Here is a 13237-nt window from a genome sequence, read left to right on the forward strand (position 1 = left end):
TTTATGTACTATATAATATACCATTTGTCACTTGTGAAAACGCTGTAATTTTTTTACGCTAAGATTGTAACAATACAGCTTCATATAGGAGGGAGAACATGAAAAGAACGTGGAACGTCTGTTTAACAGCTCTGCTTAGTGTTCTGTTAGTCGCTGGAAGTGTCCCTTTTCACGCGGAAGCTAAAAAACCGCCCAAAAGCTACGATGAGTACAAACAAGTAGATGTTGGAAAAGACGGCATGGTTGCGACCGCACATCCTCTTGCTTCTGAAATCGGTGCTGATGTGCTGAAAAAAGGAGGAAATGCTATTGACGCAGCGGTTGCCATTCAATTTGCACTCAATGTAACAGAGCCGATGATGTCAGGTATTGGCGGCGGCGGTTTTATGATGGTGTATGACGGAAAAACGAAGGATACAACGATAATCGACAGCCGTGAGCGTGCTCCAGCAGGCGCAACTCCTGATATGTTTCTGGACGAAAACGGCAAAGCAATTCCTTTCTCTGAACGTGTAACAAAAGGTACTGCCGTTGGTGTTCCAGGCACTCTGAAAGGGCTGGAAGAAGCCTTGGATAAATGGGGAACCCGTTCGATGAAGCAATTAATTACCCCTTCTATTAAACTCGCTGAAAAAGGCTTTCCGATTGATTCGGTGTTGGCAGAGGCCATTTCTGATTATCAGGAAAAGCTTTCACGGACTGCCGCAAAAGATGTATTTTTACCAAATGGCGAACCGCTTAAAGAAGGAGATACCCTTATTCAAAAGGATTTGGCTAAAACATTTAAGCTTATTCGCTCCAAAGGCACTGACGCTTTTTATAAAGGAAAATTCGCCAAGACGCTTTCTGACACTGTCCAGGATTTCGGCGGATCAATGACAGAAAAAGATTTAGAAAATTACGACATTACGATTGATGAACCGATTTGGGGAGACTATCAAGGCTATCAAATCGCTACTACTCCTCCTCCAAGCTCCGGCGGTATTTTCTTATTGCAAATGCTGAAAATCCTTGATGATTTTAACCTTTCACAATACGATGTCCGCTCATGGGAAAAATATCAGCTGCTTGCTGAAACGATGCATTTGTCTTATGCCGACCGTGCGTCTTACGCAGGTGATCCCGAATTTGTAAATGTTCCTCTCAAAGGCTTGCTTCACCCCGATTATATTAAAGAACGCCAGCAATTAATCAACCTAGATCAAGTGAATAAAAAACCGAAAGCCGGTGACCCTTGGAAATACCAAGAAGGATCAGCAAACTATAAACAAGTTGAACAGCCGAAAGACAAAGTAGAAGGCCAAACAACCCACTTTACAGTTGCTGACCGTTGGGGAAATGTCGTTTCCTATACAACAACAATCGAACAGCTATTCGGAACCGGTATTATGGTCCCTGATTACGGTGTTATTTTAAACAATGAATTAACGGATTTTGATGCGATACCAGGCGGAGCTAACGAAGTACAGCCAAACAAACGGCCTTTAAGCAGCATGACCCCGACGATTTTATTTAAGGATGACAAGCCTGTCCTCACTGTTGGATCTCCTGGCGGGGCCACAATTATTTCATCCGTTTTGCAAACCATTCTCTACCACATTGAATATGGTATGGAATTAAAAGCAGCTGTTGAAGAGCCGAGAATTTACACAAACAGCATGAGCTCTTACCGTTACGAAGACGGAGTTCCTAAAGATGTCCTCAGCAAGCTAAACGGCATGGGCCACAAATTCGGCACAAGTCCAGTGGATATCGGAAACGTGCAAAGCATATCGATCGACCATGAAAACGGCACCTTTAAAGGTGTAGCTGATTCAAGCAGAAACGGAGCGGCGATCGGCATTAATTTAAAACGTAAATAAATAAAAAAACTGTACTCGCTTCAAATGAGTACAGTTTTTTCATGCAGATCTTTAATAACAACGGGCATTGCTGATGCTCTGTATCCCTGATTGCAATCCAAAATGACAGAATGATGACTGCTTCTTTGACAAAATCTTTATTCTGCTAATGCACGTCTATCTTCATCTTTTCATTTCGTTTATCTCATCAAGAAATGTCTGAAACGCACTCGTAATAAAAAAGTCTTTCCTGTATATAAAGACGATCTCTAAGTCTTGATATGCTGGTGGCAATTGATGAATCCATACATTTGTACGATGCTCGGAGCAGTCAACAGAGGACTTTGGGAGCAGCGCCGTACCCATCCCGGCGGAAACACCTTTTATAATAGCCTCCAATGTGCCAAACTTTATGATTTTTTGATTGTCTATGCCTGCTTCCTCTAGTAATCTTTTGACCCTGTCACGATGAGAACAGCCAGCCCCAAAAAAGAGCATCGGCTGCTGAAGCATGTCTTCTGCCGTCCCTTCTCGTGATGAAATCAAAACTAATTCATCATGGGAAACATGGAGTTGTCTAACTGCAGCGTGTTCAACCGGCCCATATACAAAAGCGCCATCAACTTTATGATCAAGAACCTGTTGAATCAAATGATGCGTATCCGCTGTGTTCACTGATAAATCCACTTCAGGAAAACGCCTGAGGAAGGATGCTGCATGCTCAGGCAGATGCGTTACCGCCGTCGTTTCCAGTGATCCGATCCGCAAAGGCCCTTTTGGTTGCCTGCTCATACGGGTCGATTTTTCAGCTTTGTCTAACAGCGATAATACTTGATCTGCATATTGTAAAAGATTTTCTCCTGCAGCAGTCAGCTTCATCCCCCGATTCGTTCGATGAAAAAGCCTGATATTCAAATCTTCCTCAAGGTTATGCACTCTGGCTGTCACATTCGACTGAACATAATTCAGCATTTGGGCTGCTTTCGTTATGCTTCCTTCGCGAGCAACAGCCTGAAAAATCTTTAAATCTCCGCTTTCCACGCGCTCTCACCTGCTTGCTATGATGAAAAGTGATATTGGCTATCATATTTGTTCATTTTACTCGAAGAAAACCGCTATGTAAAATATGTAAAGATATGAAAATACAATTCAATGAGGAGGCAGACAGCATGAAAGCTGTAATTCACAACGGAAAAGCCGGCCTTCAGGGGTTATCAGTCGAGGACGTTCCATCAACAAAGCCTGGATACGGAGAGGTAAAGGTTAAATTAAAATCCGCGGGCCTGAATCATCGTGACTTGTTTCTTATGAAAAACAAATCGGAACAAGATCCTCACATGATACTGGGTTCTGACGGCGCGGGTATCATCGAAGAGATTGGTGAAGGCGTGAAAAATGTTACTGTTCAGACAGAAGTAGTCATTTTCCCGACATTGAACTGGGATTTAACAGAGAATGTACCACCTGTACCTGAGATTCTGGGAGGTCCTTCGGACGGAACACTTGCTGAATATGTGATCATTCCTTCACAAAATGCAATCAAAAAACCTGCTTATTTATCTTGGGAAGAAGCGGGCGTTTTACCTTTATCCGCTTTAACTGCATATCGGGCTCTGTTTACAAAGGGGCAATTAAAAAAAGGCGAGCATCTATTGATACCCGGCATCGGCAGCGGTGTGGCAACCTATGCTTTATTTATGGCTAAGGCGATTGGGGCAACAGTAAGCGTGACCTCCCGCAGTGAGGAGAAAAGAAAAAAGGCGCTGCAATTAGGTGCTGATTACGCATTTGACAGCTACAGCAATTGGGATGAGCAGTTGCAGGGAAAAAAGGCGGATGTTGTTCTTGACAGCATAGGACCTGCCCTCTTTTCGGAATACTTCCGCCATGTAAAACCAAATGGCCGTATTGTCAGCTTTGGGGCAAGCTCAGGGGATAATCTCAGTTTTCCGGTGCGTTCTCTATTCTTTCCTCAGGTCAATGTTTTGGGAACCTCGATGGGAAGCGGTGAGGAATTTCAAGCTATGCTCGCTTTCATTAACAAACATAAGCTGCGGCCTGTAATTGACCGGATATATCCTTTAGAAAAAGCATGTGAAGCATATAAAAGAATGCAGGAAGGCAGACAGTTTGGAAACATCGGGATCGTAATGGAATAAAAAAAGAAACCGGCTGGCAGCCAGACCGGTTTCTCTTATATGATAATCCCCTTTATTTACGGAAGAACTGAACTCCCCATCAAATATCGATCCACTTCACGCGCCACTTCACGGCCTTCATTAATCGCCCATACGATTAAGCTTTGGCCTCTTCTTGCATCCCCTGCGGCGAATACACCATCGATATTTGTTTGATAATCCCCATATGCTGCACTGATTTTGTTATTTACAGAATCAACACCAAACTGTTTCAACAGCGGCTGTTCTGTGCCTTCAAAGCCGATAGCGATAAAGACAAGCTGAGCAGGCCATACTTTTTCCGTTCCAGGCAGCTCGCGGAACTCGTATTTTCCATGCTCATTTTTCACTTTTTCCATTTGGATGGTATGAAGCTCTTTCAGCTTTCCGTTTTTATCCGCAACCATTTTTGTCGTTTGAATGGAGTATTCTCTCGGATCTCTTCCGAATTTTGCTTCTGCTTCCTCGTATGCATATTCAAGCGTAAAGACGTGTGGCTGTTCAGGCCACATATTGTCATTCGTGCGGGCTGGCGGAAGTTTCGGGTGTTTGCCGAATTGGTGCACGCTTTTGGCTTTTTGACGCAGAGCAGTAGCCACACAGTCAGCTCCTGTATCTCCGCCTCCGATTACGATGACATCTTTCCCTTTGGCATCAATGAATTGCTTGTCTTTAAAATTAGAATCTAAATAGCTTTTTGTTGCAAGTGTCAGGTAGTCCATCGCGTAATGGACTCCTTTTGAATCGCGTCCTTCAATTAAGAGGTCCCGCTGTTTTTGAGCGCCTGTGCATAGGATCACAGCATCAAATTGCTCCTTTAGCTCATCAGCTGTAATGTCAACACCGATTTCTGTGTTCGTGACAAAATCAATTCCCTCTTGCGTCAGCAATTTAATTCGGCGTTCTACAATGCCCTTCTCAAGCTTCATGTTTGGAATGCCGTATGTTAAAAGGCCGCCCGCTCTGTCTGAGCGCTCAAAAACAGTGACAGAATGCCCCGCTTGATTCAGCTGGTCAGCACTCGCCAGTCCGGCTGGGCCCGACCCGACGATAGCAACTTTTTTGCCTGTTCGTTTTTTTGGAATTCTAGGTTGAATCCAGCCGTTCTCAAATCCTTTATCGATAATGGTCCGCTCGATGTTTTTAATTGATACGGCCGGGTCTGAAATCGCTAAAGTGCATGATCCTTCACAAGGAGCGGGACATACCCGCCCTGTGAATTCAGGAAAGTTGTTTGTTTTCAACAGACGTTCCAATGCTTCCTTCCATCTGCCCCGGTAGACAAGATCATTCCATTCAGGAATTAAGTTGTAAATCGGACAGCCGGATGTAAATCCGTTAATGTCCGCACCGATCTGGCAAAACGGTGTACCGCAATCCATACACCGCGCCCCCTGCCGTTTCGATGCTTCTTCTGAAAAAGGAGCAGAATATTCTTTCCAATCCTTTAAGCGAGTGAGAGGGTCCCGCTCCGAAGGTTTTTCTCGTTTGATCTCCATAAATCCAGTTGGTTTCCCCATGTTCCTCTCCCCTTCCTTACTGTACTACCGCTTGTTTTTGTCCCGATGCTGCTGTATTCTGCTTTGGCTTCGTGTTGGCCTCAAAAGCGAACATGATGGCTTCTTCATCTGATAAACCTGCAGCTTTTTGCTCTTGGATGCTTGCAAGCATTTGTTTATAGTTTTTCGGAATGACTTTGACGAATTTTTTCACACTGTCTTCCCATTGATCAAGCAAATCTTCTGCTTTTTGGCTGTTTGTATATGCAGTATGTCTTTCAAGCATTGCTTTGATTTGCTGGATTTCTTTCTCGTCCTCTAATGATTCAAATAAAATCATCTCAAGGTTGCATTTGCGTTTAAACGCTTTGACATCTTCGGCCAGTACATAAGCGATTCCGCCGGACATACCTGCCGCAAAGTTTTTGCCTACATCACCGAGAACGACAACGCTGCCGCCAGTCATGTATTCACAGCCGTGGTCGCCAATACCTTCTACAACTACGTTCACACCGCTGTTTCGAACGGCAAAGCGTTCACCAGCACGTCCGTTAATATATGCTTCTCCGCTTGTCGCACCGTAAAAAGCCACGTTGCCGATAATGACATTGTCATCCGAAGCAGAGTTGAATCCTTCTGGTGACTTGACGATGATTTTTCCGCCAGAAAGCCCTTTTCCGACGTAATCATTTGAGTCTCCGTCCAAATAAAGCGTCATCCCTTTAGGAACGAAAGCTCCAAAGCTTTGGCCGGCTGATCCGGTAAAGTGCAGCTTGATTGTATCTTCAGGAAGACCTTCTTCTCCGTAACGCTTTGAGATTTCACTGCCGGTTATCGTTCCGGCTACACGATTTGTATTATTGATTTCAATCGAAATATCAGCTTCTTTTCCAGATTCGATGGCTTCTTGTACAGCCGGGAGAATTGTTGTGATATCAAGCGATTGATCAATTTTATGATTTTGCGGCGATCGGAACGTCCGCACCCCTTCAGGCTGATAAAGAAGTGTAGACAAATCAAGCTGGCTTGCTTTCCAGTGCCCCTTCGCCCGTTCACTTACATGAAGTACATCAGTGCGGCCGATCATTTCATCAAATGTCTTGAAGCCTAACGCAGCCATGTACTCACGAACCTCTTCAGCAATGAACAGCATATAGTTCACAATATGGTCAGGATCCCCCATGAACTTTTTGCGAAGCTCTGGGTTTTGTGTCGCTACACCGACAGGGCATGTATCCAAATGGCAGGCACGCATCATGACACAGCCGAGTACAACTAACGGAGCCGTTGCGAAACCAAATTCTTCGGCGCCGAGCAAGGCAGCCATCACAACGTCGCGGCCCGTCATGAGCTTTCCGTCTGTTTCTAATACAACACGGTCACGAAGTCCGTTCAGCATTAGTGTTTGATGTGCTTCTGCAAGGCCAAGCTCCCACGGAAGCCCTGTATGTTTAATACTGGTTTTCGGAGAAGCGCCTGTACCTCCGTCATAGCCGCTGATCACAATGACATCTGCAGTCGCTTTGGCAACACCTGCAGCGATTGTTCCTACACCTGCTTTTGACACCAGCTTTACGCTGATTCTTGCGTCACGGTTGGCATTTTTCAAATCGTGGATCAGCTGGGCTAAATCCTCAATCGAATAAATGTCATGGTGTGGCGGAGGTGAGATTAATCCGACACCTGGCGTTGACCCGCGGACATCGGCAACCCATGGATATACCTTGTTGCCAGGAAGCTGACCGCCTTCACCCGGCTTAGCACCTTGAGCCATTTTAATCTGCAGCTCATAAGCATTGACGAGGTAATGGCTTTTGACACCAAACCGTCCGGATGCAATTTGTTTGATCGCACTTCTTCTATCATCGCCGTTCTCATCTGGAACAAAGCGTTTGGGATCTTCTCCGCCTTCACCGCTGTTGCTTTTTCCTCCAAGACGGTTCATTGCGATTGCTAAAGCTTCGTGCGCTTCCTTACTCAAGGACCCGAATGACATCGCACCCGTTTTAAAACGTTTGACAATCGATTCAGCGGATTCAACCTCCTCCAACTTCAAAGGCTTGCGGTTTCCGTCAAATGCGAACAAGTTCCGCAAAAATCCGATGCGTTCTTCATCAGCCGCTTTTGTATACTGTTTAAACAGACTGTAATCATTTCTGCGGCACGCCCATTGCAAAGTATGAATCGTTTTCGGATTAAAGGCATGATGCTCTCCGCCATTTCTCCATTGGAAGTCACTTCCCGGTTCAAGCGTTTTGCTGTAATCATCCTGATACGCTTCCCGGTGGCGGCGCTGTGCCTCTTCTGCAATTGTTTGTAAATCGATGCCGCCTAGCTGTGATGCAGTACCTGTGAAATAGCGGTCGATCACATCGCGGCTGATTCCTACCGCTTCAAAGATTTGGGCGCCTCTGTAGCTTTGCACAGTTGAAATTCCCATCTTGGACATCACTTTTACGACGCCCTCAGTAATGCTTTTTCCATATTTGCTGACCGCTTCTTCATAGCTGATATCCAAACGGCCTTCATCAATTTCCTGCTTGTAGGTCGCATAAGCGAGATAAGGGTTAATCGCATCTGCGCCATAACCGATTAACGCTGCAAAGTGATGCACTTCACGTGCTTCTCCCGATTCCACAATAATGCTGACCTTCGTACGCAGCCCTTTGCGGATTAAGTGCTGGTGCAGCGCGCTTACTGCCAGAAGCGGCGGAATTGGTGTCAGTCGTTCGTTCATCTTTTTGTCTGATAAAATTAACAAACTTACGCCTTGGCTGATGGCTTTCTCTGCTTGTGTGAACATGTCCTTTAATCCGCGTTCAAGATCCTCTGAAAACAGCACATCAATTTTTTGGCTTTTTAAATCAGGATGAACAATCGTTTTCAATGCGTAAAACTGTTCATTGGATAAAACAGGTGTATACAGTTTAATCCGGCGAACATTTCGTTCACTTGGATGAAGAAGATCGCCTTCCGCACCGAGCCAAGTCATCGTTGAAGTGACAAGCTGCTCACGAATCGCGTCGATTGGCGGGTTCGTTACTTGTGCAAACAGCTGTTTAAAGTAGTTAAACAGTGATTGCGCTCGGTCAGAAAGTACAGCAAGCGGCGCGTCATTCCCCATTGAACCAAGGGGATCTTTGCCTTCTTTAATAACGGGAATTAGATATTTTTGGATATCCTCATATGTGTATCCGAATGCCTTCTGGCGAGTAAGAAGATCACTAAATTGTTCTTCTTCTCTTGACTCCGGATCAGGATTTACTTGTACAAGCTCTTCTTCAAGCCATTTTTGGTACGGATACTCAGTTGCAATTTGTGTTTTGACTTCCTCATCGGAGATAATACGGCCTTCTTCCAGGTCGATTAAAAGCATTTTCCCAGGCTCAAGGCGGTTTTTATATAAAACGTTCTCCTGTTCAACTTCAATAACGCCTACTTCAGATGAGAAAATAATATAATCATCTTTTGTGACATAATAACGGGCTGGACGGAGACCATTCCGGTCAAGGATTGCCCCGATTTGTTTACCGTCAGTAAATGAAATGGCTGTCGGTCCGTCCCAAGGCTCCATCAGGGAGCTATGGTACTCGTAAAACGCCCTTTTTTCCTTGGACATATGCGTATTTTCCGTCCAAGGCTCTGGAATGAGCATCATTGCCGTATGTGCCGGTTTGCGTCCAGCCATCACAAAAAACTCAAATGCGTTATCCAAAATGGAAGAGTCACTGCCATCAGCATTGAGAATCGGCAAAATCTTGTTTAAGTCCTCACCGAAGCTTTCAGAAACAAATTGCTGCTCACGTGCTCTCATCCAGTTGATATTTCCGCGAAGGGTGTTAATTTCACCGTTGTGAACCAAATAGCGGTTAGGATGCGCTCTTTCCCATGTAGGGAATGTATTGGTACTGAAGCGTGAATGAACAAGCGCAAAAGCAGAAACGAATGCTTCGTCTTGCAGATCAGAATAAAATGCATCAACCTGTTCAGGTGTTAAAAGGCCTTTGTAAACAATGGTCTGGCTTGAAAGACTGGCAAAATAAAAATCAAGACCTTCCGTTACTCCCCAATTTTCAGCCTGTTTACGAATGACATACAATTTTCGTTCAAAAGATAAATTGTCCTTTAGATCAGAATTTGCGCCGATAAATACCTGACGGACAAACGGACAGCTTTTTTGCGCCACTGTTCCGATTTTTCCGACATTTACAGGTACAGTTCTCCATCCAAGAACGACTTGGCCTTCTTGTTCAATCAGTGCATTGATTTGCTTTTCAATTTTTTTTCTTTCATCTTCTTTCTGTGAGAAAAAGACCATTCCTACCCCGTAACGTTCTTTTTCTGGCAGATTGATGTCTTTGCACTCTTTTCTAAAGAAAGCATCAGGGATTTGAACCAGTAAGCCGGCTCCGTCTCCTGTATCCGGATCACTGCCTTGCCCTCCTCTATGGTCTAGCTGGCAAAGCATCTTAAGTCCTTGTTTGACAATGTCGTGAGTCTGCTTGCCCTTTAAGTGTGCATATAGGCCGATTCCGCATGCATCATGTTCAAATTCAGGACGGTAGAGACCTTGAGCTTTTGGCATTTGATTGTACGTCATAATTCCTCTCCCCCGATCAATTTCCGATAATACCGGTCATAAAATCTAACAACTCTATAATCATTGTAGGTTTTCAAAACGATATAAACAATATATAATTTAGATCAAAAGAATCTCAAAATGAGATAGATGGATGTGAGACAAACATGGAGCTGCGCCAACTGCGTTATTTCATGGAGGTGGCTGAAAGAGAACACGTTTCAGAAGCCGCTGATCATTTGCATGTGGCCCAATCAGCAATCAGCAGACAAATTGCCAATCTTGAAGAAGAATTAAATGTGACCTTATTTGAGCGTGAAGGGAGAAATATCAAACTCACGCCAATCGGAAAAGAATTTTTGATTCATGTGAAAACGGCGATGAAAGCCATTGATTATGCGAAAGAGCAAATTGATGAGTATCTTGACCCGCATCGCGGAACGGTAAAGATCGGCTTTCCTACAAGCCTCGCCAGCCAGCTTTTGCCGACTGTCATTTCAGCGTTTAAAGAAGAATATCCGCACGTCGAATTTTTGCTGCGCCAAGGCTCCTATAAGTTTCTGATTGAAGCTGTCAGAAACCGCGATATTGATCTGGCCTTATTAGGACCGGTGCCGACGAATTTCTCTGACATAACGGGAAAAATATTATTTACTGAAAAAATTTACGCGCTTGTTCCATTAAATCATCCGCTTGCTAAACAAAAAACGGTTCATTTAATCGATTTGCGCAACGACCAATTTGTATTGTTCCCGGAAGGATTTGTACTTAGAGAGATGGCAATCGATACTTGCAAACAAGCAGGCTTTGCTCCTCTCGTTTCCACGGAGGGTGAGGATTTGGATGCTATCAAAGGGTTAGTGTCCGCAGGAATGGGCGTTACCCTTCTGCCTGAAAGTACTTTTGCTGAAACAACACCTCGTTTTACTGTGAAAATTCCAATTGAGTTCCCTCAAGTAAAACGGACTGTCGGAATCATTAAACCGAAAAATAGAGAGCTTGCGCCTTCCGCGAATGATTTTTATGAGTTTGTCATTCAATTTTTCTCTAAGCTGGAGCAGTATCAATAAAAAAATGAACCCGAGCTTCTATATAGAAGCTTCGGGTTTTTTTCTGCAAATTAATTTACAGGTAAAGAAAAATCCACATGGCAAACAAAGGCTTCTTGATCAATTAGAGCTCTGTTTGTCAGTTCCTTTTTCTTTTCCGGTTCTTGAAGCTGTACAGAAGAGTAATTGACGATTCCAAGGCCGATTTCCGTCCCTTTTGAATCCATCAGCCGAACAACTGAACCGCTTTTGAATTTCCCTTTAATCTTCTGTACACCGTCCAGGTATAAACTCGATTGGCCGTTTGTTATTTTTCGTGAACAGTCATCTGATAAAAACATTTCACCTTCCGGACCGGAATTAAAAGCGATCCATTTCTCCTTTTGATTCAACGGAAGCGTTCCTTCTGCTTCAAAATAGGTGCCTTCCGCCTGTTCATGAACGGCGTGATATAAAATATCGCCAGCATCTGCCTGACCAAGGAAACCTTTAATGCCAGACGCCATTACGATTTTAAACGCATCAAGCTTAGAGCGCATGCCGCCGGTGCCAACGATGCTTCCAGTGTCACCTGCGAATGCTTCGATGTCAGGTGTTATTTCACTCACCCGCTGTATCCTTTTCGCTTCTGGATTTGTGCGCGGATTGCCGTCATATAATCCGTCTATATCTGATAAAATCACAAGCATATCTGCATCAATCAATCCTGCGACTTTTGCCGCGAGTGTATCATTGTCGCCAAACTTGAGCCGATTGACGGTAACTGTATCATTTTCGTTTATGATCGGGATGATGCCGCGCTCGAGCAGTACATTCATTGTATTCCTGACATTGTTGTATCGATATTCATCAGAAAAATCGCTTCTCGTAATTAAAATTTGGGATGCGACATAGCCGTGTGCCAAGAACAGCTTTGAATAAGCCTCCATCAGCAATCCCTGGCCGATTGAAGCTGATGCTTGTTTTTCTGGAAGCTTCTCGGGCCTTTGGATAAATCCGAGCTTCCGATATCCCGCCGCCACTGCGCCTGAGGAAACCAAAATTACTTCATAACCGGCGTCTTTGAGTTTGACGATCTGGTCGACCAGCGCTTCTAATTTTCGAATGCTGATTTCTCCATGAAGGCTTGTTAATGAACTGCTGCCAATCTTCACAACGACTCTTTTCATGCTTGTATCAGGCGTCACTTTATCACTCCTGATAGCGGCGCTGCAGTTTTTTCGATATCTTCGCTGATTTCCTTTGAACGCTTAGCCGCATGCTTTATTGCTTGAGAAATCGCTTCTCCGCCGCCGCTCTTTTTCAAGGCTTGCAGCCCCGCTGCTGTCGTTCCGTTCGGTGACGTGATATTATCTCTTAAGATCTCAGGATGTTCTCCTGTTTCCATGAGCATTTTTGCGGCACCTAAAAGTGTCTGTGCGCCGATGCTTCGAGATAACTGTTTATCGAGGCCCGCTTCCTCGCCTGTCTTTTCAATGAATTCCATTAAATAATAAAAATACGCGGGTCCGCTGCCTGCAATTCCGGTGAATATATCCATTTGATTTTCTTGGATTGTATAGACTTCGCCCATGCATCCGAGCAATGCTTCGGCCAGCTTCTTCAGGTCTTCCGACACATATTTGCCAAGGGCAATAGCTGTTGCAGAAGCGCCAATCATACTGGAAGTGTTGGGCATCACTCTGACAACCGGCTGTTCATTAAGCAATGATTGTTCAATAAAAGAGGTGGTTATGCCGGCAAGGACCGACAATATTAATTGATGGGGTTGAATACGTGATTTTAGTGATGACAGAGCGTTTTCGGCGTCTTTTGGCTTCATTGCCAAAATGAGCACATCCATGTCTTCAATACATAGTTGGTTCGGCAAGGCGCCTTTAATGCCATATTGAAGTTCAAGTTCAGTTAATCGCTCTGTATTGCTGCGGTTTGTAACGCAGATGTTTTGTTTCGGGATTTTGTTGGCACGAACGATACCTGATATCATTCCTTCCGCCATAGATCCTGCTCCTATAAAGGCAACTTTCTTTTGATCAAAGATCGGTAACATCTCCTTTGTTCGCTTTTTTGTTCGCATTTTCACACGTTTAAA

Annotated in this window: 8 protein-coding genes; 3 read left to right on the top strand and 5 right to left on the bottom strand. The window is 44.4% G+C overall.

Features of this window, described 5'->3' with window-relative positions:
• Window positions 1–98 precede the first annotated feature (98 nt).
• Window positions 99–1862 carry a gamma-glutamyltransferase gene (ggt, locus tag QF06_RS08285; protein ID WP_014476980.1) on the top strand — a complete coding sequence of 588 codons (1764 nt, stop codon included), beginning with the start codon at window positions 99–101 and terminating at the stop codon, window positions 1860–1862.
• Between the two features lie 162 nt (window positions 1863–2024).
• On the opposite strand, the gene yofA is transcribed toward ggt, so the two are convergent.
• Window positions 2025–2882 (bottom strand): LysR family transcriptional regulator YofA, encoded by an 858-nt coding sequence (gene yofA, locus QF06_RS08290; protein ID WP_032721968.1) that lies wholly within the window; start codon window positions 2880–2882, stop codon window positions 2025–2027.
• Between the two features lie 128 nt (window positions 2883–3010).
• Here yofA and QF06_RS08295 point away from each other — a divergent pair, with 128 nt between their 5' ends.
• Window positions 3011–4000 (top strand): zinc-binding dehydrogenase, encoded by a 990-nt coding sequence (locus QF06_RS08295; protein ID WP_032721969.1) that lies wholly within the window; start codon window positions 3011–3013, stop codon window positions 3998–4000.
• A 56-nt stretch (window positions 4001–4056) separates the two neighbouring features.
• On the opposite strand, the gene gltD is transcribed toward QF06_RS08295, so the two are convergent.
• Both gltD and gltB read right to left on the bottom strand, forming a co-directional pair.
• The gene (gene gltD / locus QF06_RS08300) at window positions 4057–5538 is read right to left on the bottom strand and encodes a glutamate synthase small subunit (protein WP_032721970.1); all 1482 of its coding nucleotides are present in this window, start codon (window positions 5536–5538) and stop codon (window positions 4057–4059) included.
• Between the two features lie 16 nt (window positions 5539–5554).
• Window positions 5555–10117: a glutamate synthase large subunit gene (gltB, locus tag QF06_RS08305; RefSeq protein ID WP_043940132.1), complete on the bottom strand. Its 4563-nt coding sequence runs from the start codon at window positions 10115–10117 to the stop codon at window positions 5555–5557.
• A gap of 146 nt (window positions 10118–10263) precedes the next feature.
• Here gltB and gltC point away from each other — a divergent pair, with 146 nt between their 5' ends.
• Window positions 10264–11166: a glutamate biosynthesis transcriptional regulator GltC gene (gene gltC, locus QF06_RS08310; RefSeq protein ID WP_004399246.1), complete on the top strand. Its 903-nt coding sequence runs from the start codon at window positions 10264–10266 to the stop codon at window positions 11164–11166.
• A 50-nt stretch (window positions 11167–11216) separates the two neighbouring features.
• Here gltC and proB read toward each other — a convergent pair whose 3' ends face one another.
• Both proB and proC read right to left on the bottom strand, forming a co-directional pair.
• Entirely contained in the window at window positions 11217–12332 is a 1116-nt protein-coding gene (proB, locus tag QF06_RS08315; RefSeq protein ID WP_041849903.1) for a glutamate 5-kinase, read from the bottom strand.
• Window positions 12329–13222 carry a pyrroline-5-carboxylate reductase gene (gene proC / locus QF06_RS08320; RefSeq protein ID WP_010886524.1) on the bottom strand — a complete coding sequence of 298 codons (894 nt, stop codon included), beginning with the start codon at window positions 13220–13222 and terminating at the stop codon, window positions 12329–12331. Before proC ends, proB begins: the two co-directional genes overlap by 4 nt.
• Window positions 13223–13237 lie beyond the last annotated feature (15 nt).

This window comes from Bacillus sp. YP1, assembly GCF_000877815.1.
Classification (GTDB): Bacteria; Bacillota; Bacilli; order Bacillales; family Bacillaceae; genus Bacillus; species Bacillus subtilis.

Coding starts and splice junctions, on each gene's coding strand:
- QF06_RS08295 (WP_032721969.1), top strand. CDS start 3,011: ATGAAAGCTGTAATTCACAACGGAAAAGCCGGCCTTCAGGGGTTATCA.
- gltC (WP_004399246.1), top strand. CDS start 10,264: ATGGAGCTGCGCCAACTGCGTTATTTCATGGAGGTGGCTGAAAGAGAA.
- ggt (WP_014476980.1), top strand. CDS start 99: ATGAAAAGAACGTGGAACGTCTGTTTAACAGCTCTGCTTAGTGTTCTG.
- gltD (WP_032721970.1), bottom strand. CDS start 5,538: ATGGGGAAACCAACTGGATTTATGGAGATCAAACGAGAAAAACCTTCG.
- proC (WP_010886524.1), bottom strand. CDS start 13,222: ATGCGAACAAAAAAGCGAACAAAGGAGATGTTACCGATCTTTGATCAA.
- gltB (WP_043940132.1), bottom strand. CDS start 10,117: ATGACGTACAATCAAATGCCAAAAGCTCAAGGTCTCTACCGTCCTGAA.